Here is a 23072-nt window from a genome sequence, read left to right as displayed (position 1 = left end):
AAAGAGAGAAACGTGGATGCGGCAACGCACCCCCACAAGGACGAAGCAAGGATGACGGCAGCAGGATGACTGAGGATATGAAAAACCCCGGCCGTCTTGCGACTACCGGGGTTTAAGCTTGCTATCTCGCGATTCACGCGGCCACACGCTGAACCTTGCCAGCCTTGAGGCACTTGACGCACACGCGAACGCGGACGTTCTCGCCGTCGATCGTGGTGCGAACCGGCTGCAGGTTCGGGCGGAAGGTGCGCTTATTGCGGATATGTGAGTGCGAAACGGTGTAACCGGTCTGCGGTCCCTTGCCGCACACTGCGCAACGAGCTGCCATAATGGACTCCCTATAATGTTCTTTGACTTGCAAGTCTTGCGTTCGCGCCGCGCATTTTACCGCACGGCGGAACACACAACTTCACTATTATAGCGCACAGCCGCGGACAACGCAAAACGCCCGGCCGCACGCCCCGGCCCAGCCGCACGCAATCATACCCAGTGCCTATTGCCATGTTCAGGAAACGTTCATAAACTTGCTGTACAACGTGACTAATTAACGGCGACGGCTCGCGAAATCCTGCGGGACGGCGGCCGCAGCAGTCAAGGAGGATGCCATGCTCAGCCGAATCAGCGAACGACTCGTCGAACTCAAGGAAGCGCACGACGACGAGCCACAGCATGCGGTGATCTCACTCGGCCACATTTGGGTCGACATCATGATGGACGTCAACGGCATCCCCAAAGCCGGCGGGTTCGCCGTGTCCGACCACACCAACGCCTCAGTCGGCGGCAGCTACCGGGTGCTGCAAGCGGCCGCACGCATGGGCGTGCCCACCCGGCACGCAGGCGTCGTCGGCACCGGCCCGTGGGCCACGATCGTGCGCGAGGCGCTGGATGGCAGCGGCATCGAGCACATCGGGCAGGACCGGCTCGACACCGACTCCGGGTTCCGGCTCGTGCTCGCCGACGAGGACCGGCGCAAGACCTACATCGCCACATACGGCGCAGAGGCGCAGGGCGACGCGACGACGTTCGACTGCGTGGAACCGGCCGCAGGCGACGTGGTGCACATCAGTGGCAACACGCTCATGGACCACACCGCGGCCGGCGTGGACGAATTCATGCACCGCGCCGGCACCGATCCGGCCGGACGCGACTTCACGATCGTGCTCAACCCCACGAACACGCTGTCGCTCGTCAACGACCATCTGCTCGAGGACCTCGTGCTGGCACGGCCGATCTGGTCGTGCAACCGGCAGGAGGCCAACACGCTGGCCGACCGGCTCGGCATTTTCCGCGACGACGAAGCATCGCTGACCGTGGGCGGCGGCTTCGACCGATCCATGGCCGAACTGTGTCAGGCGCTCGGCGAGACGCTGCGCGCGCCGCCGGTGGTGCGCGCCGGTTCGCGCGGCGCATGGGTGCGCACGCCGGGCGGCGAGGTCGTGCACGTGGACGGCTATCCGACCAAGGCGACGCACACGAGGTCGGCCGGCGCACCGCACACCGGCACGCTGTGCGCGATGCTGGCGCGCGGCTGGTCATTGACCGACGCGGTGCGCATCGCGAACGCGGCCGCCTCGCTGGCGATTCAACGGTCGGTCAACGGCGTGCCCAACTGCCCGGACTACGAGACGGCGATCGCGCTGGTCGACGCAAACGACGACTCGACGACCGCGTCTGGTGGCGACCGATCCTGACGCGTCGTCATCATCACCGCGGTTTCCTCGGGTTGCACACACATACGCCCCTTCAACCGTGGGCAACCCAAGGAAACCGCGGCAGTCCCCGCGGCCCATACACGCCAGCCGCGCCGCAAGCGTTGACAACCGTAGGAAACCACCGACTCCGGATAATTCATCAGCCGTTCATCTGCGAACGACGCCGCACGCACCGCGTCACCGTACGATGAAAGTTGGTTATGAACAGGAGTCGTCATGTCTGAAAGCACAACCAACACGTCCGTCGCGCCGGCGTCAGCGACACCGGCGGCACCCGGCGCATCCGCGAAACTCACCAAACGCGAGAAGCAGTGGATCGTCTACGACGTCGGTAATTCGGCGTTCGTACTGCTGAGCACCGCCGTCGTGCCGATCTACGCGAAGTCGCTCATGCCCGCGGACGGCAACATCGTGTCGGCGTGGGGCTTCGCGCAAACGATCGCATCGCTCGTCATCGCGCTGCTCATGCCGCTGCTCGGTTCGATCGCCGACGTGCAGGGCATGAAGATCAAGTTCTTCCTCGGCTTCTTCGGCACGGGCGTGGTCATGTGCTGCGCGATGGCGCTGCCGTTGACGTGGCTGCCGTTCCTGATCGTGTACGTGCTCGCGACGATCGGCCTGAACGGCTCGCTCACGTTCTACGATTCGATGCTCATCGATACGACCGACAACGATCGCATGGACAAGGTGTCGTCGCACGGCTACGGCTGGGGGTACGTCGGTTCGACGGTGCCGTTCATCGTGTGCATCGCGCTGATCTTCGGTGGCCCGGCGCTGTTCGACTGGTCGACGGTCGCCTGCACGCGGGCATCGTTCGTGATTACGGCCGTATGGTGGGTGGCGTTCACGATCCCGCTGCTCACGAGCTACCGGCAGGTGCACTACCGCGCGACCCGCGAGCACGCGCGCGAGGCGATCCACGGCACGTTCACCGAGCTGCACGGCACGTTGGGCAAACTCGTGGGGAACAAGCCGCTGTGGATGTTCATGATCGCGTTCTTCTTCTACATCGATGCGGTGAACACGGTGATCTCAATGAGCACGTCATACGGCACGCAGCTCGGCATCGATTCGACGCAGCTCGTGGTGGCGTTGCTCGTGACGCAGTTCGTCGCGTTCCCGTGCGCGATCCTGTACGGCCGTCTGGCGGGTCGGTTCGGCTGCAAGCCGATGATCATGGCCGCGGTCGTCGCATACATGTGCATCGTGTTCTTCGCCGCGTTCTTCCTGCGCTCGGCCGTGCAGTTCTGGATCCTCGCGATTCTCGTGGGCATGTTCCAGGGTGGCATCCAGGCGCTGTCGCGCTCGTACTACGGCAAGATCATTCCCAAGGAGCACGCCAACGAATACTACGGCCTGTATGACATCTTCGGCAAGACCGCCTCGATTCTCGGCACGTTCCTTGTGGCCACAACGACCTCGCTGACCGGCAATGCGTCACTCGGCGTGCTCTCGATCGCGATCCTGCTCGTCGTCGCCCTGGTCTTCCTCACCCTGCAGCAGGATCCAACGAAGAAGACGGCCGTCACGGACTGAGTCGGAGCCCTCGAAAAAGACCTGATGCCCAGACGACACGGTCTGCCATGCCTCGGCATCAGGTCTTTTGCAAACTGAGAGGCAGATAATGTACTCTGCCGGGGTCTTTCCGCAAACTGAGAGGCAGCAAGACACCGCATGACCTCCCCAATCACCACGTTCGGGGGTATGTTCCGACTCGCTCCTCGCGATCCACTGCCTCTCAGTTTGCAGAAAGATCCCGGCACACTCTGAAATCTGCCTCTCGGTTTGCAAAAAGCTCGTTCAATCGCCACCCGCTCGTCGGATGCGCCGCCGGCCGACCGTCACTCCCACACGTCGAGGCGACGATCCTTGTAGTAGAACTCGCGGTCCTTCTCGCCGATTTCGCGTACGGCCTTGCACGGCACGCCGTACGCGACCGTGTTTGCAGGGATGTCGTGACTGACGACCGAGCCTGCGCCGATCACGCAGTTGTCGCCGATGGTCACACCCGGCAGGATCGTCACGTTCGCACCAACCCACACGTTGCGGCCGATCGTCACCGGAATGCAATACACATAATGATGTTCGCGCAGCACCGGCAGCACCGGGTGGCCGGCCGTGGCGATGACCACGTTCGGCCCGAACATGCAGTAGTCGCCGATCGTGATGTCGGCGTCGTCCACGCAGGTGAAGTTCACGTTGCAGTACACGCCTTTGCCCATGTGCACGTGGTGGAATCCCCAGTTCGCGTGCGCGGGCGTCTCGACATGGCAGCCGTCGCCGATTTCGGCGAACATCTCCTTGAGGAGCCGCTGCTTGCCGTCCGTGTCGGTGGGATGGGTCTGGTTGAACTTCCACAGCGTTTCCTGATATTCGAGTTGGCCACCCATGATGGACGGGTCGTCGTAGTGGTACGGCAGTTGCTCGGTGCGGCGTTGCGCGTTGGTGAGTTCAGTCATGCGATATTCCTCGTTGCATCCCAATGATTGCAGGTATGTTTGCGTTATCATTATATGCCGGCCAAGCTGCTTTGTACCCAGCAGGTGACACGATTCACTTCATCTTCACACGCCGCCACGATTCGTCAAGCGATATTGCCCGTCCCGGCAGCCTCGGCCATGTATCAAGCCCATCGCCGTGCGAACGCGCCAGCATATGCACGTGGAAATGGAACACCGACTGATCGCCTTCGAACGATGTGTTGAGCAGATCAACGCCGTCGAACCCGCAATCTGCGACCAGATGCCGCGCGACGCGCTGCGTCAGATCGGCCACCGCGCGCAGGGACGCCGCGTCGCAGTCGAGGATGTTGACCGCATGCCGTTTCGGCACGACCAACAGATGATAATCGACCTGATCGTCGGTCGACACGAAGCATATCGCCAAATCGGTTTCCAAAACCAGCCGGCATGGCACCTCACCGCGCACAATGTCGCAGAACACGCAATCGTCCATACGCCGATCATAGCCGGGCGCTCCTTACCACACCCGCGGCGTGTACGATCCGGCCCGTTTAATGACGGGGCGGTTTGCCGATCGAGAGGCCGATTGCGCATTGCGCCGATGACAGCTTCTCAATCGGCAAACCACCACGAAACCTCGCACATCAGCGGTCAAGATGGTCCTTGCACAGCCAGATGACAAGTACCGCGATGCCGCACAATATGCCGCCGACCGGCCACGGCAGCCAGAACAGCGCAAATGCGGACCACACGCCGGCACCGGCACCGGGCATGAGCAGCAACAGGCACAGGGCGATGATCGTGGCGACCAACATGATGACGCCGCACACCACCACGGTGAGCCTGTCGGAGAATGTCTGTTGTCCGGTTCGTCGCCCCTCGCTTCGATCGTTCTCGGCCGCACGATTGTAGGCGTCGACGTTCAGCAGGCCGTACCGCATGCCGCCGTACACGAAACCGAACACGGCGAACGCGCTGAGCAGCAGCATGACCGCGTTCGGCCAGCCGGCGGCAACGCCCAGCACATCATCCGCATACACGACCACCACGATACCGATCAGGATCGCCGCTATGCCGGCCACGATGCCGGCCGCGAGCAGCCGCATCTCCCGGTCGCGATCGCCCTCGGTGTACGGGTCCTCGACATACGGATGCCGGCGCACGAAGACGACATGCGACATGCCGCCCGGAATGAGCAGCGCCAACCCGACGATCGTACCCACGCTGATGCACACGAACATCAGCAGATCGTTGAACGGCGACGATCCGATGACTGAGTTCACGGGATCGAACAGGTTCGCAATACCGACCGACGCGATGATCGCGGCGACGCCGGCCGCGATCAGCAGCGCGAATCGGCGACGATGCGCGTCGTAGCCGGTCGGGTCCTGCGGCGGAAGCGTTGGATCGTCGTCGGATGACGATCCAACACGAGAGACTCCGGGCACGCCGCCGGATAGCGGATCGCGGGGATGACCATCGGCTTGGTCATCAGTTGTCGTCAGGTTCCGAGTCTGCGACACATCCGCCACATCCTGTGCGGCCGCCGCATTCGACCCCTCACCCGCCGCATGCACGGCGTCCGCGGCGTCATCCGTCGTCGCCCTCGTCACGTCGCCGAGCACGAGGTCGTCGAGCGTACAGCCGAACAGGTCGCAGATCGCCAGCAGCTTGTCCATTTCCGGGTATGCCTTCTCGGATTCCCATTTCGAGATCGCCTGCCGCGAGACGCCGAGCAGCATGGCGAGCTGCTCCTGCGTCATGTTGCGCCGCGAGCGCAGGGTTTGCAGGTTGGTACGGAAAGTCATCGATCCCCCTCTTCACGTGGTGTCGTCATGTCGCGTCCGGACGATGACCCCACTATGGCAGACCACGTCGCCGATCGCCACCATCTTGCGGTTGCACACGCCGATTACGACCGCAACCGCCGCGCAACCAGCGGTTGCATCGGCGGAATTCCGCCGTTTTTATGTATATTGTCGCAAGTTCAGCGCACGCGGATGCGTTCGCTGGCGACCATGGTGACGTTGTCGTCGGTGAGGATGCCGTCGACAGCGCGCGCGTCGAAGATCGCGTCGACCCATGCGCGGTGCGCGGGATACTCCGGGTCGGTCGGCAGCGGACTGTGCGAGTGCGAGTCCATGTACGTGCGCCACGATTCGCGCGTGTACCGGATCGGATTGGGGAAACGGCGAATGGTCGGATGTGTGAAGAATTCGGCGGCCGTCTCGCGGAAATGCCGCGCGCTGACGCCGATATCGGCGGCGTCGCCGGTCGAAACGGCGACCGCATCGGCTGTCCGCGATACGTTGGCGGCATTGACGGCATCAGTCACATTGCCGTCTTCGGAAATCGGCTCCGGTACGCCGCGATCCACGCCGCGCATCATCGCGGAATCGAACGACGTGCTGTTGTATACCGATATCAGCAGGAACGATTCACCCCGACTGATGCGCGCGCATTCGGCGAGGAACGCGTCGTGGTCGAACCAGTGCAGCGCCTGTGCGCAGGTGATCGCGTCGACGCTGCGATCGGGCAGGGTGGTGCGTTCGGCGGTGCCGTCGGTCACCGTGACGTTAGGATACGGACGGGTCGCGTCGCGCAGTACGCCGCGCATGTCGGCGTCCGGTTCGACGGCGACGACGCCGAAGCCGAGCCGGGCCAGCGGGACGGTGAATTTACCGGTGCCGGCGCCGATGTCGGCGACGACGACCGCATCGGTCATCGTGCCGGACGTTATGCCGGCCGCCATATTGTCCGCCGTGCCAGTCGCCGTGCTGTCCGCCGCATCGACCGTCACGTCGGCCGCCGCATGGTCGCAAGCCGATATCAGCGACGCGATGTACCGCATGGCCGCATCGGGATAGCCGGGCCTGGCCTGATCATATGCCTGCGCCTTGCCATGGAATTTCGTCTGCATGCCTCCCAGCGTAGTCGCCTTATGTCGGTCCGGTCCCGTTCCGTTCCTCAACGGACATCCAGCCGATTCAGGGGCTGAAATCGGCTGGATGTCCGTTGAAAGGGGAAGCCCGTCGAGGGGAAGAAAGAAAGGGAAGCGGGACGGCGGCAGCCAGACAACGGACGGCGACACATCGCACCACATTGCGGCACCTCGCACCACGTCATTCGCGCGCGATAACAAAAACCTGGAAACGTCGCGATTCCAACGTTTCCGGGTTGCCGGTGGAGCTAAGGGGATTCGAACCCCTGACCCTCTCCATGCCATGGAGATGCGCTACCAGCTGCGCCATAGCCCCAAAATTCACCCGCACCGAAGCGCGAGATCGTGGGTGATGTAGGAATCGAACCTACGACCCCTTCCGTGTGAAGGAAGTGCGCTAGCCGCTGCGCCAATCACCCGATCGCTGCCGGCTGGGAGACCGAGGCCTCTCGTCCGATCGTGGGCGATACAAGATTCGAACTTGTGACCCCTTCCGTGTCAGGGAAGTGCGCTACCTCTGCGCCAACCGCCCGGGTCTGGCCTTCCGGAACATCGAATTGCTTCGACACCCGGAAAACGAGAGCGGACAACGGGACTCGGACCCGCGGTCTCAACCTTGGCAAGGTTGCGCTTTACCAACTAAGCTATGTCCGCAAACTGTCGCCGTGAGGCAACAGAGGGATAATCTACACGAGGCCAAGGCCGAGCGCAAGCTTCGGCGTGTCGCGAAAGCCCGACACGCCGGCGACCTGATCACGACACGCACGATGCACCCCGGCAAAACGGTGCGATTCCGCCGTTCCCGAAAAACACATCAAGCGTGTCGTGATCACCCGGCCGGCGTGTCGCCCAGCCCCAACGGCGATCAGAGCCCATACACCTCATGCGCGAACCGCTCGAGCACCGGGATCGACCGCTTCACCTTCTCCGTGTCGATGCAGTACGCCATGCGGAAGTACCCGGGCACGCCGAAGCTCTCGGACGGCACGAGAATCAGGTCGTAGTCCTTGGCCTTCATGCAGAACGCGGTCGCGTCGTCCTCGAGCGCCTTCGGGAAGATGTAGAACGTGCCGCCCGGCCGCACCACGTCGAAGCCGATCGACGTCAGCGCGTCGTAGAGCAGGTTCATGTTCGTCTCGTACACGCTCAGGTCCGAGGTCTCGTCGATCACCTTCGCCACGGCGAGCTGCATGGTCGAGCTCGGGCAGTTGTGGCCGGTGCCGCGCGAGATCTGCCCGCACATCGGCACGATGAGCTCGGCGTCGGTGGCGCGCGGGTTCACGGCCACGTAGCCGATGCGCTCGCCTGGCAGGCTCAGCGACTTGGACCACGAGTAGCAGGTGAGCGTGTTGTCGTAGAACTTCGCCGGATACGGCTGCGTGCCGCCGTCGAACACGATCTCGCGGTACGGCTCGTCGCTGATGAGGAAGATGTCGTGGCCGTATTCGGTCTGCCGCGCGCGCAGCAGGTCGGCGAGGCGCTGCAACGTGGCCGCCGAGTACACCGCGCCGGACGGGTTGTTCGGCGTGTTGATGAGCACGGCCGCGGTCTGCGGCCCGAGCGCCGCCTCGAACGCGTCGAAGTTGATCTGGAAGTTCTCGGTGTCGGCCGGCACGATGGTCAGGTGCGCGCCGGTGCCGTTCACGTACGGCTGGTATTCGGGGAAGTACGGCGCGAACGTGATCACTTCGTCGCCGGGTTTGGTCACGGCGCGCAGGGCGTGCGCGAGCGCGCCGGCGGCACCGGTGGTCGGGAAGATGTGACCGGCCGTGTAGTCCATGCCGAAGCGGCGGTTGAGGCTGTCGGCGACGGTTTCGCAGAACGCCGGCTGGCCGAGCGACGGGCTGTAGCCGTGCAGTTTGACCGGTTCGGCGGTGCGGTACATATCGATGACGTCGGAGGTGAAGTCGGGCGGGCACGGCACGCTCGGATTGCCGAGGCTGTAGTCGAATACGTTGTCGTACCCGATTTCGGCGCCGCGGGCGGTCGCGTACTCGCTGAGGGTGCGGATCACGGATTTGCCGCCGAGCATCGCCTTGTAGTCTTCGTTGATCATTGCTGCCTCCTGTGAACGGTTGGCACGTCCGCCGCGGCCTGGGCCGAACGTCGCGCCGACGCGGCGGGCGTCGTGTTGATTCCGTTTCTACCACCGGCATGGCACATCCGCGCCGCGACACTCCAATTTCGCGCGATTCGTCGCGTTGTTCGCCGGCGGCGTGATACCGGTTCACTATGATTTGCAAGTAGGACCGGCGGCGGATCGCGGCCGCCGCGCGGCACGGCAAGGAGGTGCGCGATGGGCAACATCACCGATTATGCGCGCACCGAGACGCGCGGGTTCGCGACGTTGCCGTTCGGCGCGGCGGACGCGCTGGCGTTGGCGATTCTGATCTACGACGATGTGCCGGACGACGTGCCGCGGCTGGACGATCAGGTGCGGCGGTATGGTTCGTTGGCATCGCGGGTGAGGTCGTTCTCGTTCCGCCGTCCGATCATGTCGTTGCGCAACATCGCGCACGCGCCGTGCGACGGCGTGACGATCGACGCCGCCGATCGCGAACTGCATCACGATATGATCAACCGCGATCACGATGTGAACAGTATCGGTTTGGTCGACCCGCAGCTGACGCACGACTTCTACCGTGCATGCGCGGCCAATCCGCGCTTCGCCGATATCGTCATGACCGCGTACCGGGACAAGTTCGACGCGTCGGCGCAGACGCAGTTCGCGGCGCTCACCTATTGTCTGCCGGACGGCACGCTGGTCATCTCGTACCGCGGCACCGACGATTCGCTGGTCGGCTGGAAGGAGGACTTCAACATGTCCTTCCAGTATCCGGTGCCGGCGCAGGTGTCCGCGGCCGAATATCTTACGCAGGTGGCCGCATTGTGGGATGGCCGGATCATACTGACCGGCCATTCGAAAGGCGGTAATCTGGCCGTGTACGCGGCGATGAACGCGGCCGACGACGTGCGCGATCGGGTGACGCGCATCTATTCGCTGGACGGTCCGGGTTTCCCGCCGGACGTGGTGCACGGGTACGAATACGGCACGGTGAAGGATAGGATCGTCAAGATCGTGCCGGATTCGTCGATTATCGGCATGATTCTGGAGACGCCGGAACGGTGCACGGTGGTCAAATCCGACGTGGAGGGCGTGATGCAGCACTTCGCGTTCTCGTGGCAGATGTGCGGTGGCGAGTTCGTGCAGGTGGAGGATCTGGCGCACAGCTCGAAGCTGTTCAACGAGTCGCTGAACCGGTGGATGGCGGGGCTGTCGCAGGAGCAGCGCGAGCATGCGGTGGATGCGTTGTTCGCGGTGCTGGAGGCGAGCGGCGCGAACAACATCGGCGACATGATGACGGCCGGCGCGAAGGCCATCCCCGAAATGCTCGGCGCGTACGTAGGGCTGAGCCCGGAGGACCGGCGCAACATCACGCAGGCGATGATGATCCTGCTGCAGGCCGCGCTGGCGCGCAACACCAAGGTATCGCGGCGGTAGCGGTTCGCCGCCGCCGATGCAGATACAGCCGCCGTCGGCACATCCGCCGACATATCACGACAATCAGTGCATAGACACCTTGTCCAATAATCGCGTATCATATCCGTCTAGACACATTGTCTAGACACGATGTCCGGACATGCCGATGCCACGACGACCATCGCACACAGGAGCCGCCATGCCACGCCCACGCCACGATTCCGAGATCCTGCCCGCCAAGGAACGCATGGAGAACGCGTTCTGGGAGCTGCTCTCGACCCGCGAATACCACAAGATCACCGTCACCGACATCGTGCACGAAGCCGGCGTGAACCGCAACTCGTTCTACTACCACTACAGCGGGCTGCCCGAGCTCGCCGACTCGGCCATCATGCACGTCGTGCAGGAGGCGAGCCCCAAGCTGCCCACGCCGGACTCCGATCCGGACGCCACCTGGCGCGAGAACATCACCAACCTGCTGCAGTCGCCGGAACACCGCGAGCGGCTTGACCGGCTCGCGCTCATCGCCGGACCGCACGGCTCGCCGGAACTCGTCGACTCGCTGCGCGATTTCGGCCGTCTCACCATCATCCACAGCCTGCAGCTGCCTGAACGCATCGACCTGAAAACCGACCTCATGCTCGACTTCACCGTCGGGGGCATGCTCGCGGTGCTCAGCCGTTGGCCGGAGCTGCGCGACACCGTCGAGCTCGACGACCTGCTCAACGAGGACGTGGCCGTGCTCGCGATGAGCATGTGCCTGTCGCTGTCGCGCAAGGATTTGCTCGGATACTGGCATCGCATCTTCCGCAGCGACCTCACTGGCGACGACAAGTAGGCCGGTCTCCCTCTCTAACGGACATGCAGCCGATTCTCCATGCGAAATCGGCTGTATGTCCGTTAAGAGGTGGAGAGCTCCCGTCGAAGAGAGAGAAGAGATGCCCGGTGACGGGAAGGAGACGCCCGCAGAGAGGTGGGAGGCAGCCGTTGCGGATAGGGCAGGCCGCAGGCTACGGGCGCGGCTGCGGGGCGAGCGAGCGGAGCGCGCTGGTCGGCAGCGACTTGAGCACGGCGGCGATCAGCGCACGCGTGGCCGGATCGGTGTCCTTGGCCGCCAGCAGGATCTTCGGCATCGCATCGGTCCAGTGTGCGGCGAGATCGGCGAAATTGTCGTATCCGGCGGCCGCGACGACGTCGTACACCTGGTCGATGGCGATCTCGCGCTGCCGTTGGTCGACGCCGTCCAGCCACGCGGCGATGGTGCGCGCGATGAACCGCGCACTGGGATTCAGCCCGCCCAGCGTGACGAACGCGCCGTCGGCGACCTGCCACGAGCCGCCCATATGCTGCAGGATGCCGATCGCATCGGCCTTGACCACCGTGTACCGCGCCTCGCCGTCGTCCAGCAGCATGCCGATGACCGACGACTCGGGCACGGTTTTGTCGATGCGCCCGACGATCGCACGGTAGGCCGGCGACACGGTGACCGCGCGGTCGAACCCCGGGCCGTCGTGTGAGAAGATGCGGCCGATGCGATCCCGTACCGCATCGGCGGCGTGCATCGCAGCGTATACGGCCATGCTGCCGCCCTTGGAATGGCCACCGACCATCAGCCGCGCGCCCGGCGCACCGATCACGCCGGCCGACCGGTCGCCCACGGACGCGAGATACTCCGCCGCCGAATCCTGCGCCGGCACCGGGCAGCGCACGGCCATGTTGAAGTCCTCCTTCCAACCGACCAACGTGCCGTCCGTACCGCGGAACGCGACGTACAACAAGCCGCCGTCCGCCGCGGCCGCACCGGATCCGTCCGACGCACCGATCGTCGCCGCGCCGCGACAGTCACCAAGATCGAACGTCATCGCCGCGAACTGCGTCTGGTTCGTCACGTCCAGCCGCTCGACGTACTCCCCCACGCGTATGCCACGATACCGCGGCGACTCGCACACCGCGCGCAGCAATCCCAACCGGTATTCGTTCGTCGTCGTGGAGCCGGTCGTGAACATCGTCGGATAGTCCTCAGCGCGCAGCGCGTCCGTCAGCGGCACCGTCGCCACCGTCTTTGTCGTCCCGTATCTCGGCACCGCAACCGGCATATGGACATACGCCAGCTCCGACAGCACCAGCGAATCGACCGCGCCGAACGGCAGTTCATCGAATCCTCGGAAATCCGTCCGCACAAAATCGAGAATATTGCCCATGTTTTCATGGTAGTCACAGGTTCTGCCACATTGCGCCGGTAGGATGAAGGCGACGCAGACAGCGGCAAACGACGGCAGACGACGAACGGAACGGAAGCGCAATGATCGAAACGGCGGACGCAGGGTTGGACATGATGAACGTGATGCTGCAATGGCTGGCCACGAACGCCGGCAGGATCATCTTCCTCGTTGTGGTGACGGTCGCCGCGTGGGCGGCCGTGAAGGTGGTCAGCAAGGTGCTGCGCCGTGTGCTGGACCACACGAACATGCCGAGCGCGTCGATCTTCATCAACATCGTGCGCGTGCTGATCTGGGTGGTCGCCGCGACGATCGTGCTCAAGCCGGTGTTCGGCATCGATCCGACCACACTGATGACGGCGCTCGGCGTCGGCGGCATCGCTGTGTCGCTAGGTCTGAAGGACACGGTCGCGAATGTGATCTCAGGATTCGGACTGATGTTCGGACGCGTGATTCAGCCGGGCGATCTGGTGACGGTGGCGGGGACGACCGGCGTGGTGAAGGACATCACGTGGCGGCAGACCGTGGTGCGCGAACGCGACGGCAATGAGATGGTGATTCCGAACTCGGTGCTCAACACGGCGTCACTGGAACGACTGACGCCGACGAACGAGGGACTGGTGACGGTGCCGTTCACGGCGAAGGCCGGCAGCGACAGCAAGGACATCGACCGGCGGATCGTCGAGGCGGTGGAGCGCGGGATGGCCGGCGTGGCGGCGGAAGGCACCAAGCCGATCGTCAAGTTCACGGGATTCTCGCCGTACGGCATCGAAGGGCAGGTGCTGGTGTTCGCGAAACCGGGGATCCTGCTGTCGACCGCACGCGACGCGGCGGTGCGCGCATTGGCCGACGCCGATTTCATCGAGCAGCGCGCCGCCGTCGGCGCGTGATCGTCCCGTTTGCGATTCCCCTCGACGGACATACATTCAACGGACATACAGCCGATTCCGGGGTTGATTTCGGCTGTATGTCCGTTGATGGGATTGTTGAGGAGGTTGCCGAGGATCCAGAAGCGATGCCGTAGGGCGATCGCGGTTCAGGTTCAGCGCAGCACGCCTTCGATGAGGGTGGTGATGAGGTCGGTGTAGCTCACGCCGGTGGCCTCCCACGCCTTCGGATACATCGAGATCGGCGTGAAGCCGGGCATCGTGTTGATCTCGTTGATCATCACGTCGCCGTCCGGCGTCACAAACGTGTCCACGCGGCTCAGACCGGCGCCGTCAACCGCCTTGAAGCCGCGCACCGCGATCTCGCGTACGCGTTCGAGCAGTTCGTCCGGCAGATTGGCCGGCACTTCGACGTGCGAGGCGCTCGAATCCATGTACTTGCTGTCGAAATCGTAGAACTGGTCGTCGCCGCCCGCGCGCTTGTCGAGCACGATCTCGCCCGGCCAGCTGGCCTTCGGCTCCTCGCCGGCCTTCGGGCACAGCACCGCGCATTCGATCTCGCGCGCATCGATGCCCTGCTCGACGAGGATGCGCCAGTCGTGGTGGCTGGCCTCGAACACGGCGGCGGCGAGTTCGGCCGCGTCGCCCGCGTGCTCGACCTTGGTCACGCCGAAGCTGGAGCCGGCGCGCGACGGCTTGACGAACAGCGGATACTGCAGACCCGCCGCCTCGACCTGCGCGAGGATGTCATCGCCGTTCGCGGCGAACCTGGTCGCCTGATCGAAGCCGCGGGCGTCGAGCGTGATGCCGGGCGCGACCGGGATGCCGGCGGCCGCCAGCAGCACCTTGGTGTAGTGCTTGTCCATGCACGCGGCGGACGCGAGCACGCCGCAGCCGACGTACGGTACGTTCATCATCTCGAACAGGCCCTGGATTGTGCCGTCCTCGCCGAACGGACCGTGCAGCACCGGGAACACCGCGTCGATATGACCGAGCGATTCCAGCGTGCCGTCCGCATTGCGGGCGAAGAAGCCGTCCTGACCGAGCGCCACGTCAAGCACCACGTCACGCGAGCCATCGGTCTTCTCGACGGTCGGCAACGCGGAGCCGTTCAGATCCCAGCCGCGCGGATCCTCGCCGCCGACGATCCACTGGCCGGCCTTGGTGATGCCGACCGGAATCGGCTCGAACTTGTCGGCGTCGAGGGCCTTCAGCACGCCGGCGGTCGAGATGCAGGAGATCGAATGTTCGTCGGCCTTGCCGCCGTACATCACCACAATGCGCTTCTTGGTCATGTTCTTCCTTTACCGTTCACTCGAAGCAATACTGGGGCAACAGACTACTCGGCAGTCCGGTCACTCCTCGGTGATCTCATCACCGAACAGCAGGCCGAGCATCTCCTGGCAGGAAATGCCGTCCGCGAGCACACGGCTCATCGCGGAGGCGAGCGGGGTGGCCACGCCGAGCTCCTTACCGAGCGCGACGACCGCGTCGGTGGTCGGCACGCCTTCGGCCACGCCGTTGCTGGCCTTGGTGGCCTCCTCAACGCTCAGGCCCTTGCCGAGGTTCGCGCCGAACGTGTAGTTGCGGCTCAGCGGGGAGCCACAGGTGGCGGTCATGTCGCCCACGCCGGCAAGTCCGGAGAAGGTCTTGACGTCGGCGCCGGCGGCCTTGCCGAGGGCGGTGAGTTCCGCGAGTCCGCGGGTCTCAATCATCGCGGCGGTGTTCTCGCCGTAGCCGGCGCCGCGGGCCATGCCGACGGCGAGCGCGGTCACGTTCTTGAGCGAGCCGCACATTTCAAGGCCGATGACGTCGCGGGTGACGAACGCCTTGAAGTAGCTGTTGGTGCAGGCCTTGGCGACTGTGCGTGCGTTGTCGAGATCGACGCAGCCGACGACGGTCGCGGCCGGCTGGCGGTCGGCGACTTCCTTGCTCAGGTTCGGACCGGAGACCGCGGCGAAGCGTTCGGCCGGCAGATCGAGGGCCTCGCGTACGACCTCGTCCATACGCTTGCTCGTGGTGCGTTCGATGCCCTTCATGAGGCTGACGACGATCGCCGTATCCGGGATGAGGCCTTTGAATTCAGCGAGCGCGACGCGGGCGAACTGCGCGGCGATGGCGACGACGACGATCTCGGCGTCCTTGACGGCTTCGGCGCGGTCGCCGGTGGCGGTCATGTTGTCGGGCAGTTTCTCGACGGACGGCAGACGCACGCCGTTGTGGTGGTGGTCGCGGATGCCTTCGACGATCTCGGGCTCAATGGCCCACATGGTCACGTCGTTGCCCGCGTCGGCCAGCACCTGGCCGAAAGCGGTACCCCATGCGCCCGCACCCAGTACCGTGATCTTCATAATGTTTGCTCCTTTATTCTGTTCCGTTCAGTCCTTCACCCGGCGCATCGTTCGGTAGTCCCAATATCCGTCGGGCGCGTCCTCGCCGCGGATCTCGGCCATGACCTCGGTCATACGCACGCGAATCCGTCGCGTCAGTTCGTCGGCGAGCGCAGCCGGCACCCCATCGATGCCGTCGGCCCACGTATCGCAGCCGTCCAGCAGATCGGCGTAATCCAACCGCGCGTCGTAACACATGACCACGTTCTTGCGCGGCCACGGCCACCAGTGATTGATACTCGCCGCACCCCACGTCACCGCGCAGAACAGCGGCACTTGGGCCCCGAGTCTGCGTGAGGCCTCGAGCGCGATCACGCCGACGCCGTTCTTCATGCTCATCGGCCATTTCTTCGGGTCGCGCGTCACCGTGCCTTCCGGCCATACGGTGAGCGGCCGGCCGGAGGTGAGGATCTCGATCGACGTCTCCTCGATGACCTTGGCCTTGCCGGAGCGGCGTTGGACGGGCTGCATGCCGACGAGCTGGAACCATTTGCCGATGAGCGGCCAGTGCGCCATCTCGGCTTTGGCCATGTACCGCGGGCGACGGCCCATGTGGAACAGGCTGGCCATCGGCACGAACACGTCGAACATGGTCACGTGCGTGGCGGCGGTGATGAACGGGCCGGTTTCGGGGATGTTGTCGAGTCCCCACGCGAGCGTCTTGCAGCTGGCGTTGAAGACGACGTCGACGCCCGTGAGCAGGCGTTTCGTGCCCTTCGGATGCTGTGCGTCGATCTCCGGCTGGTTGATGCGCCGGTTCGGACCGGTCGGCAGGTCGCGCATCGGATCGACGAGATGATGCCGCTTGGCGAGCCGGGCGACCTGCTCGTCGGAGAGCGGCTTGACCGCGGATCGCGGCGACGGTTTTCCTTTGGATGCCATGTGCCCTATTGTGCCGCAACCCACGAACGACGACGGCCGTCACGCCCGACCGCGCCGCACGTCGCGGGGTGCGTGACGCATCTCGCCGCATCGCATATCATGATCATCGGCACACCATCAGACGCGCGCCATCGTACCCCGAACGTACGTACTGCATACGGCACATCACAGGTCACGACGCACGTCATATGCCATCACAGGCCACGTCATGTCACGCAGATCGTATCAACGCTCCTTGCGTGGCGGAAAACGCTCGCTGACGGTGCCGTCAGCGAGCGTTTTCCGCCACGCGATATGGACGCCCGACTATACATACCGACCGACGGTATGTATAATGGTGGCCAATATACGAAAGGAGTCGCCGATGGCACGTAACGCGCATCCCGAGGTGACCGAACAACGCATCCTCGACGCGGCCCGCGAACTGTTCATGGAACAAGGGTACGAGAAGACCTCCATCCAAGACATCGTCGACCGGCTCGGCGACCTGTCGAAAGGCGCGATCTACCACCATTTCAAGTCGAAGCAGGCGATCCTCGACCGGCTCGGCGACGACGACGCCCGACGCATCGGCGACCAGAGCCGGACCGTCTTCGAGCGCAACGATCTCAACGGATTGCAGAAGATCCGCGAACTGTTTAGACTCTCCGCATCCGACGCCGATCATCGCAACATCAACCGCGTGGCGATGCCGCTGCTGGACGATCCGACATACTTCACCGACAACATGCGGTTCTGGTCATCACAGCTGCCCAACAGCTTCCGCCCACTCATCGACGAGGGCGTGCGCGACGGATCGATTCCGACCGAATATCCGCAGGAAGCCGCGGAAATGCTCGCCTTGCTGACCAATTACTGGCTGCTGCCGCACTTCTACCCCGCCACGGCAGCGCAGCTGCGGCACCGTGTTCAGTGCCTCGCCACGATGCTCGACGCGATCGGCGTGCCGGTGTTCGACGACGAGCTCATCGACATGACCGCAAACCTGTATGCCGCCTTCGACGACCGACATCCCAGCTAGCGTCTTCGGCGCGAGTTTTTCGGGGAATTAGCCGGATCGTCCCGAATCTCTTGCACTGACGATGGCTCAGCGCAGGTTTTTCGGGAGATCAGACGTCATTTCCCGAATTTCTTGCGCTGACCGTGACTCAGTGCACGTTTTTCGGGACGATGCGGCCGATTTCCCGAAAAACTTGCGCTGCGCCCTTGTCCTTCCCCTTCTCTGGCGTGGACAACCCAAGGTTATCCACGCCAGAGGCAGGTCGGACGAGGCGGTTCGTCATCGGATTCACCATCGATTCGCCATCGAACACCACACACACAACGAACACCACGATTCGTTCCGAACACTCATCTGTCACTCATATTCATACCGTCAGTCGGTATGAATAATCGATACGAAAGGACTCATTACCATGACACGCACCGACAACCCGGCATCAGTCGTCCCAACTGCCGCACCGACCCGTGCCGCCGCATCATCCACATCAGCTGCATCATTTACAACACCGCCCACCAACAGCACCACCTCGTCAACACCGCCCCATTCCCCGCTCCTCTCCCGCGACTTTATCCTTCTCGTCGCCGGCCAGGGCATCTCGCTGTTCGGCAACATGATGCTGCGGTTCGCGATGTCGATGTGGGTGCTCGACGAAACCGGCTCGGCCACCGCCTTCGCCTCCGTCCTCGCCGTGTCGATCATCCCGACGATCGCGCTCTCCCCGTTCGGCGGCGTGCTGGCCGACCGCATGAACCGCCGCACCATCATGGTCGCCCTCGACGCGGCGTCCGGCGTGCTCGTGCTCGCCGGCATGCTCGCGTTCGCCGCATTCGGCTTCAGTCTCGCCGCAATCGCCGTCATGCAGATCGCCCTCGCCGTGCTCGGCGCGTTCGAAACGCCGACCGTCCAGGCCGCGCTCCCCCAGATGTTCCGCGCGCACGGCCCGGTGATCATGCGGCAGGCGATGGCCGTGATCAATCAGGTGCAGCAGCTGAGCTCCCTGCTGCCGAGCTTCCTTGGCGGCGTGCTGTACGCGGCGGTCGGTATCCGCCCGATGATGACGGTCACGATTGTGAGCTTCGCCGTGGCCGCCGCGCTTGAGTGCTTCATCCGGCTCGCCGCGCCCGATCGCACGGCGGACGGCGACCGGCTGCCCACGCCGATCGAGGATCTCAAGAACGGATTACACTTCCTCGTGTACGAACGCCCGGCCGTGTTTCAACTGGCGTTGTACGCCGCCGCGATCAATCTCGTCACCATCGGCTATTCCGGCGTGGGGTTCGCATATACGATCCGCACCGTGCTGGGGTTCGATGCGACCGTGTACGGCATCGCCGACGGATTGGTCGGCGTGGCGGGCGTGGCCGGCACATTGATCGCCGGTCTGTGCGCGGCCCGGCTGTCGATGCGGTATCTGCCGGCCGCGACGGCCGTGTTCGCGTTGACCGCGCTGCCTCAGGGGGTCGCGTTCGTGCTGCCGATCGGTCCGAACGCACGGCTCGCGGTGCTGGTGACCGGCACCTGCCTGTCGATGATCGCGGCGTGTTTCACGAATCTCATCGCCGTACCGGCGATTCAGCTGAGTACGCCGGAGGCGATGATCGGCAAGGTGATGGCGATGTTCGGCGCGCTGTGCATGTGCGCGCAGCCGCTCGGCCAGATGATGTACGGCTGGGCGTATGACCGGATGCCGGTAGCGGCGGTACTGCTCGCTTCGGCCGCCGCGCTGGCGATGGGTGCGGTGGCGGTGATACCGATCGCGAGGAGGCTTGGGAATTGGGGATGAGAACGGTCTGGCACAACCCCCTCAGTCAGCTACGCTGACAGCTCCCCCTAGAAGGGGGAGCCAACCATCGTGATGTCAGGCGACTATTGCCGCTCCCCGGAATAGGAAGGAGGGGGAGCCAGACAACATCCGCCGTCAGTCGAAGTCCGCGCCAAGCGCCTCGAGCTTGCCGCGGAAGTCCGCGTAGCCGCGGTCGATCAGCGAAATGCCGTGCACGTCCGACGGCCCGGTGGCCGCGAGCGCCGCGATGAGGTGCGAGAACCCGCCGCGCAGATCCGGCACGTCGATGTCGCGACCGGTGAGCGGCGTCGGTCCGAAGATCACGGCCGAATGCTTGTAGTTGCGCTGCTGGAAGCGGCACGGCAGCGAGCCGAGGCATTCGCGGTACAGCTGGATCGTCGCGCCCATCTGCACGAGCGGCTTGGTGAAGCCGAAGCGGTTCTCATACACGGTTTCGTGCACGATCGACAGGCCGTTCGCCTGCGTGAGCGCGACCACGAGCGGCTGCTGCCAGTCGGTCATGAAGCCGGGGTGCACGTCGGTCTCGATGGCGACCGGGTGCAGGTCCCCGCCCGGATGCCAGAAGCGGATGCCCTTGTCGGTAACGTCGAACTCGCCGCCGACCTTGCGGAACACGTTAAGGAAGGTCATCATCTCCGGCTGGGTCGCCCCCTTGACGAAGATGTCGCCGTGCGTGGCGAGCGCCGCCGACGCCCAGCTTGCGGCCTCGATGCGGTCGGTCAGCGCGGTGTGCGTGAAGCCCTTGAGCTCCTTGACGCCTTCGATGCGGAACGTGCGGTCGACGTCCACGGAGATGATCGCACCCATCTTCTGCAGCACGGCGACCAGATCCATGATCTCCGGTTCGATGGCCGCACCGGACAGTTCGGTCTTGCCTTCGGCGAGCACGGCGGCGAGCAGCGTCTGTTCGGTGGCGCCGACGGACGGGTACGGCAGGTGGATCTTCGCGCCCTTGAGGCCGTTCGGCGCGGTGATGTGGATGCCGTCCTTGTGTTCCTTGTCGACGGTGGCGCCGAGTTTGCGCAGCGTTTCGAGATGGAAGTCGATCGGTCGGCCGCCGATGTTGCAGCCGCCGAGCGCCGGGATGAACGCCTCGCCGAGGCGATGCACGAGCGGGCCGGAGAACAGGATCGGAATGCGCGACGATCCGGACAGTGTGTCGACGTCGGCGACGTCGGCGAGCTGCACATGCGACGCGTCGATGGTGACGACGCCCTTCGCGCCGTCGACGTCCACGTCCACGCCATGCAGGCGCAGCAGGTCGGACACGACGTGCACGTCGCGGATCTCGGGCACGTTCTTGAGCACCGACTTGCCGGGCGCGAGCAGCGCCGCGACCATCGCCTTGCTCACGAAGTTCTTCGCGCCGCGCACCTTGATCGTGCCGTTGAGGGGCTTGCCGCCCTCGACGTGCAGAATGTCTTCCTTCGGATCCTTGACCACCCTGACCTCTTTCGGCTTCGCATGACGACGTGGGCCTCGCCCACATGACTACCCAACAGTTTGCCACAAGGTATGTGCGCACCCCGTGAAAGACGCTGGGAGCGAAGTGGGTGTATAGTGTTCTCTCGTAATTGACGACATGCGAACAGCATTCGCTTCGGATTCAAAGCCCGGCTGGCTGCCCGGCAGTTCTCAGTGTCGGTACCCCTAGGCGTAGGCGGATGTACGGCATCCCGTCGAGGCCCATCCCGTGGGGAGACCGGCGGGATGAACCTTGTGAAACCAGCTATGTTCCAGATATTCCTTATTGCCCTCTCCGTTTCCATGGACGCGTTCGCCGTGTCGATCGGCAAAGGTCTGACCGTGCGTCGTCTGCGCGGCGTCGATGCGTTGAAGACGGCGCTGTGGTTCGGCGGCTTTCAGGCGTTGTTCCCGTTGCTGGGATTCTTCTTCGCGAAGACGTTCGCGGGGTATGTGACCGCGGTCGATCACTGGATCATCTTCGCGTTGCTCGCGTTCATCGGCGGCAACATGATTCACGAGGCGTTCGAGGAGGACGAGGAGAACGCCAAGGAGACGGCGGAGTTCGATTGGCGGCATATGCTGCCGTTGGCGGTGGCGTGCAGCATCGACGCATTCGCGGTGGGCGTGAGCTTCGCGTTCATGCAGGTGCACGTATGGTCGTCGGTGCTGCTGATCGGCGTGACGACCGGCGCGTTTTCGGCGGGCGGACTGTATATCGGCCGTGTGTTCGGCTCGCGTTGGCAGAAGCCCGCGCAGATCGCCGGCGGAGTGGTACTCATTCTGATCGGCGTCAAGGTGCTGCTCGAGCATCTCGGCGTGCTGTGATCGTTTTCTTTGACGGACATCCAGCCGATAACGACACCGTTATCGGCTGGATGTCCGTTGAAAGGGAAGTCGTCACGCATACGTCTCACGTTTACAGGACGACGAACGGAACACGGACCGCTGTTTCCCGATCGTGGACCTCTTTTTCTCAACGGACATACAGCCGATCACACTGTGCATATCGGCTGGATGTCCGTTGAAGGTTTTCAGATCAGCGCGACGACGACCGTGGCGGCGGGGATGAGCGCACCGGTCAGCAGTGTCGGCAGCACGACGATGCCGGCCCACGGCGCACGCGCATGCTCGTCCGGATCGGCTTCGGCCATCCACCAGTTCGATGCGATGGCCAACCCGATGAACAGCAGCGCCACGACGATCACGGCCACGATCACGACCATATTGTCGGCGCCCATGTCCGGCGCCGTCATCAGATCCGGCAGGAACAGCCAACCCGGCGCGACGATCAACGCAACGCCCTCGAGCACGCTGTGCGACAGGCCGCGGATCAGATGCGAACGTTCGGCGCGCGCCATCTGCCGGACGAACGATACGATGATCAGCGCGACCAGCAGACCGCCCACGCCGACGAACCACGTGACCTCGTTGCCCACCGACGTCGGCACGTCATCGGCAAGCTCGTCGATCCAACCGAACGACAGGAACCCCGTGAACACCGCCACGAACGACAGCACGCCGGCGCCCGTCGCGATCACATGCCCGGCCACGCCGTCGCGCAGCGGCGAGCATGCCACGAACGCGATCATCAGCACGGCCGTCCACACCGCAAGCCCAGTCGCACCGGCGCCACCGAACGTCAGTACCAGCATCACCATGAGCGGCAGCAACGCCAGCGACGCCGCATACCGTTCCCCGAACGGCGAGCCGGCACCACGCCGCGCCAGCGACGCCGAATCCTGATGTCCTTCCATACTTCACGCTCCTGTCATCCGCCGCCCGCATGCCGTCACCGTCGGCCATCAGTGCCGTCCGTGAGGCGGT

21 protein-coding genes and 4 tRNA genes are annotated in these 23072 nt (G+C 64.2%); 8 read left to right on the top strand and 17 right to left on the bottom strand.

The features are described from left to right. Positions 1–133: 133 nt before the first annotated feature. The gene (rpmB, locus tag DSM100688_RS03650; RefSeq protein ID WP_152357804.1) at positions 134–328 is read right to left on the bottom strand and encodes a 50S ribosomal protein L28; all 195 of its coding nucleotides are present in this window, start codon (positions 326–328) and stop codon (positions 134–136) included. Between the two features lie 277 nt (positions 329–605). Between rpmB and DSM100688_RS03645 the strand changes: the two genes are divergently transcribed. Both DSM100688_RS03645 and DSM100688_RS03640 read left to right on the top strand, forming a co-directional pair. After that, positions 606–1691, top strand: coding sequence for a PfkB family carbohydrate kinase (locus tag DSM100688_RS03645; protein ID WP_152357803.1), 1086 nt, complete (start codon positions 606–608; stop codon positions 1689–1691). Positions 1692–1928: 237 nt separating this feature from the next. Further along, positions 1929–3248 carry an MFS transporter gene (locus tag DSM100688_RS03640; protein WP_152357802.1) on the top strand — a complete coding sequence of 440 codons (1320 nt, stop codon included), beginning with the start codon at positions 1929–1931 and terminating at the stop codon, positions 3246–3248. A 305-nt stretch (positions 3249–3553) separates the two neighbouring features. Here the strand turns inward: DSM100688_RS03640 and DSM100688_RS12205 are convergent, their stop codons facing one another. From DSM100688_RS12205 to DSM100688_RS03595, 9 genes are all read right to left on the bottom strand, one after another. Further along, positions 3554–4171, bottom strand: coding sequence for a sugar O-acetyltransferase (locus DSM100688_RS12205; protein WP_152357801.1), 618 nt, complete (start codon positions 4169–4171; stop codon positions 3554–3556). Between the two features lie 94 nt (positions 4172–4265). Beyond that, a complete protein-coding gene (locus tag DSM100688_RS03630) occupies positions 4266–4667 on the bottom strand; it encodes an HIT family protein (RefSeq protein ID WP_152357800.1) in 402 nt (133 codons plus the stop codon). A 151-nt stretch (positions 4668–4818) separates the two neighbouring features. Then, positions 4819–5982: a helix-turn-helix transcriptional regulator gene (locus DSM100688_RS03625; RefSeq protein WP_152357799.1), complete on the bottom strand. Its 1164-nt coding sequence runs from the start codon at positions 5980–5982 to the stop codon at positions 4819–4821. Positions 5983–6161: 179 nt separating this feature from the next. Then, a complete protein-coding gene (locus tag DSM100688_RS03620) occupies positions 6162–7094 on the bottom strand; it encodes a class I SAM-dependent methyltransferase (RefSeq protein ID WP_152357798.1) in 933 nt (310 codons plus the stop codon). A 264-nt stretch (positions 7095–7358) separates the two neighbouring features. Further along, a tRNA-Ala gene (locus DSM100688_RS03615) sits at positions 7359–7431 on the bottom strand. Positions 7432–7461: 30 nt separating this feature from the next. Continuing rightward, a tRNA-Val gene (locus DSM100688_RS03610) sits at positions 7462–7534 on the bottom strand. Between the two features lie 41 nt (positions 7535–7575). Further along, positions 7576–7647: transfer RNA gene (locus tag DSM100688_RS03605), tRNA-Val, on the bottom strand. Between the two features lie 49 nt (positions 7648–7696). After that, a tRNA-Gly gene (locus DSM100688_RS03600) sits at positions 7697–7769 on the bottom strand. 211 nt (positions 7770–7980) lie between these two features. Further along, positions 7981–9171: a pyridoxal phosphate-dependent aminotransferase gene (locus DSM100688_RS03595; RefSeq protein ID WP_152357797.1), complete on the bottom strand. Its 1191-nt coding sequence runs from the start codon at positions 9169–9171 to the stop codon at positions 7981–7983. Between the two features lie 240 nt (positions 9172–9411). Between DSM100688_RS03595 and DSM100688_RS03590 the strand changes: the two genes are divergently transcribed. Beyond that, positions 9412–10617 (top strand): DUF2974 domain-containing protein, encoded by a 1206-nt coding sequence (locus DSM100688_RS03590; protein WP_152357796.1) that lies wholly within the window; start codon positions 9412–9414, stop codon positions 10615–10617. Between the two features lie 178 nt (positions 10618–10795). Continuing rightward, complete coding sequence (locus DSM100688_RS03585) at positions 10796–11434, top strand: TetR/AcrR family transcriptional regulator (protein WP_152357795.1); 639 nt, start codon at positions 10796–10798, stop codon at positions 11432–11434. A gap of 172 nt (positions 11435–11606) precedes the next feature. Here DSM100688_RS03585 and DSM100688_RS03580 read toward each other — a convergent pair whose 3' ends face one another. Then, positions 11607–12797, bottom strand: coding sequence for a DUF2974 domain-containing protein (locus DSM100688_RS03580; protein ID WP_152357794.1), 1191 nt, complete (start codon positions 12795–12797; stop codon positions 11607–11609). Positions 12798–12931: 134 nt separating this feature from the next. On the opposite strand from DSM100688_RS03580, the gene DSM100688_RS03575 reads away from it, so the two are divergent. Beyond that, positions 12932–13705, top strand: coding sequence for a mechanosensitive ion channel family protein (locus DSM100688_RS03575; RefSeq protein WP_152357912.1), 774 nt, complete (start codon positions 12932–12934; stop codon positions 13703–13705). A gap of 152 nt (positions 13706–13857) precedes the next feature. Here the strand turns inward: DSM100688_RS03575 and DSM100688_RS03570 are convergent, their stop codons facing one another. Genes DSM100688_RS03570 through DSM100688_RS03560 form a run of 3 tightly spaced genes read right to left on the bottom strand, consistent with a single transcriptional unit; the run spans position 13858 to position 16974 of the window. Beyond that, positions 13858–14997 (bottom strand): D-alanine--D-alanine ligase family protein, encoded by a 1140-nt coding sequence (locus DSM100688_RS03570; protein ID WP_152357793.1) that lies wholly within the window; start codon positions 14995–14997, stop codon positions 13858–13860. 60 nt (positions 14998–15057) lie between these two features. Continuing rightward, positions 15058–16053, bottom strand: coding sequence for an NAD(P)H-dependent glycerol-3-phosphate dehydrogenase (locus DSM100688_RS03565; protein ID WP_152357792.1), 996 nt, complete (start codon positions 16051–16053; stop codon positions 15058–15060). Between the two features lie 27 nt (positions 16054–16080). Next, positions 16081–16974: a lysophospholipid acyltransferase family protein gene (locus DSM100688_RS03560; protein WP_152357791.1), complete on the bottom strand. Its 894-nt coding sequence runs from the start codon at positions 16972–16974 to the stop codon at positions 16081–16083. Between the two features lie 364 nt (positions 16975–17338). On the opposite strand from DSM100688_RS03560, the gene DSM100688_RS03555 reads away from it, so the two are divergent. Further along, positions 17339–17995 carry a TetR/AcrR family transcriptional regulator gene (locus tag DSM100688_RS03555; RefSeq protein ID WP_152357790.1) on the top strand — a complete coding sequence of 219 codons (657 nt, stop codon included), beginning with the start codon at positions 17339–17341 and terminating at the stop codon, positions 17993–17995. Positions 17996–18122: 127 nt separating this feature from the next. Here the strand turns inward: DSM100688_RS03555 and DSM100688_RS03550 are convergent, their stop codons facing one another. Further along, positions 18123–18308 carry a hypothetical protein gene (locus DSM100688_RS03550; RefSeq protein WP_152357789.1) on the bottom strand — a complete coding sequence of 62 codons (186 nt, stop codon included), beginning with the start codon at positions 18306–18308 and terminating at the stop codon, positions 18123–18125. An 81-nt stretch (positions 18309–18389) separates the two neighbouring features. Between DSM100688_RS03550 and DSM100688_RS03545 the strand changes: the two genes are divergently transcribed. Beyond that, positions 18390–19760, top strand: a complete 1371-nt coding sequence (locus DSM100688_RS03545) for an MFS transporter (RefSeq protein ID WP_152357788.1) — start codon at positions 18390–18392, stop codon at positions 19758–19760. A gap of 135 nt (positions 19761–19895) precedes the next feature. Here DSM100688_RS03545 and murA read toward each other — a convergent pair whose 3' ends face one another. Further along, positions 19896–21224, bottom strand: a complete 1329-nt coding sequence (murA, locus tag DSM100688_RS03540; protein WP_152357787.1) for a UDP-N-acetylglucosamine 1-carboxyvinyltransferase — start codon at positions 21222–21224, stop codon at positions 19896–19898. A gap of 288 nt (positions 21225–21512) precedes the next feature. Here murA and DSM100688_RS03535 point away from each other — a divergent pair, with 288 nt between their 5' ends. Next, entirely contained in the window at positions 21513–22073 is a 561-nt protein-coding gene (locus DSM100688_RS03535; protein WP_420837471.1) for a manganese efflux pump MntP, read from the top strand. Positions 22074–22279: 206 nt separating this feature from the next. On the opposite strand, the gene DSM100688_RS03530 is transcribed toward DSM100688_RS03535, so the two are convergent. Continuing rightward, positions 22280–23002: a hypothetical protein gene (locus tag DSM100688_RS03530; RefSeq protein ID WP_152357785.1), complete on the bottom strand. Its 723-nt coding sequence runs from the start codon at positions 23000–23002 to the stop codon at positions 22280–22282. Positions 23003–23072: the final 70 nt, after the last annotated feature.

Origin of the sequence: Bifidobacterium ramosum (assembly GCF_009299505.1) — a bacterium.
Lineage (GTDB): Bacteria > Actinomycetota > Actinomycetes > Actinomycetales > Bifidobacteriaceae > Bifidobacterium > Bifidobacterium ramosum.
Note: the sequence above shows the minus strand (reverse complement) of the source record. Positions and strands in the feature narration are given on the sequence as shown.

Coding starts and splice junctions, on each gene's coding strand:
- rpmB (WP_152357804.1), bottom strand. CDS start 328: ATGGCAGCTCGTTGCGCAGTGTGCGGCAAGGGACCGCAGACCGGTTAC.
- DSM100688_RS03645 (WP_152357803.1), top strand. CDS start 606: ATGCTCAGCCGAATCAGCGAACGACTCGTCGAACTCAAGGAAGCGCAC.
- DSM100688_RS03640 (WP_152357802.1), top strand. CDS start 1,929: ATGTCTGAAAGCACAACCAACACGTCCGTCGCGCCGGCGTCAGCGACA.
- DSM100688_RS12205 (WP_152357801.1), bottom strand. CDS start 4,171: ATGACTGAACTCACCAACGCGCAACGCCGCACCGAGCAACTGCCGTAC.
- DSM100688_RS03630 (WP_152357800.1), bottom strand. CDS start 4,667: ATGGACGATTGCGTGTTCTGCGACATTGTGCGCGGTGAGGTGCCATGC.
- DSM100688_RS03625 (WP_152357799.1), bottom strand. CDS start 5,982: ATGACTTTCCGTACCAACCTGCAAACCCTGCGCTCGCGGCGCAACATG.
- DSM100688_RS03620 (WP_152357798.1), bottom strand. CDS start 7,094: ATGCAGACGAAATTCCATGGCAAGGCGCAGGCATATGATCAGGCCAGG.
- DSM100688_RS03595 (WP_152357797.1), bottom strand. CDS start 9,171: ATGATCAACGAAGACTACAAGGCGATGCTCGGCGGCAAATCCGTGATC.
- DSM100688_RS03590 (WP_152357796.1), top strand. CDS start 9,412: ATGGGCAACATCACCGATTATGCGCGCACCGAGACGCGCGGGTTCGCG.
- DSM100688_RS03585 (WP_152357795.1), top strand. CDS start 10,796: ATGCCACGCCCACGCCACGATTCCGAGATCCTGCCCGCCAAGGAACGC.
- DSM100688_RS03580 (WP_152357794.1), bottom strand. CDS start 12,797: ATGGGCAATATTCTCGATTTTGTGCGGACGGATTTCCGAGGATTCGAT.
- DSM100688_RS03575 (WP_152357912.1), top strand. CDS start 12,932: ATGAACGTGATGCTGCAATGGCTGGCCACGAACGCCGGCAGGATCATC.
- DSM100688_RS03570 (WP_152357793.1), bottom strand. CDS start 14,997: ATGACCAAGAAGCGCATTGTGGTGATGTACGGCGGCAAGGCCGACGAA.
- DSM100688_RS03565 (WP_152357792.1), bottom strand. CDS start 16,053: ATGAAGATCACGGTACTGGGTGCGGGCGCATGGGGTACCGCTTTCGGC.
- DSM100688_RS03560 (WP_152357791.1), bottom strand. CDS start 16,974: ATGGCATCCAAAGGAAAACCGTCGCCGCGATCCGCGGTCAAGCCGCTC.
- DSM100688_RS03555 (WP_152357790.1), top strand. CDS start 17,339: ATGGCACGTAACGCGCATCCCGAGGTGACCGAACAACGCATCCTCGAC.
- DSM100688_RS03545 (WP_152357788.1), top strand. CDS start 18,390: ATGACACGCACCGACAACCCGGCATCAGTCGTCCCAACTGCCGCACCG.
- DSM100688_RS03535 (WP_420837471.1), top strand. CDS start 21,513: ATGTTCCAGATATTCCTTATTGCCCTCTCCGTTTCCATGGACGCGTTC.
- DSM100688_RS03530 (WP_152357785.1), bottom strand. CDS start 23,002: ATGGAAGGACATCAGGATTCGGCGTCGCTGGCGCGGCGTGGTGCCGGC.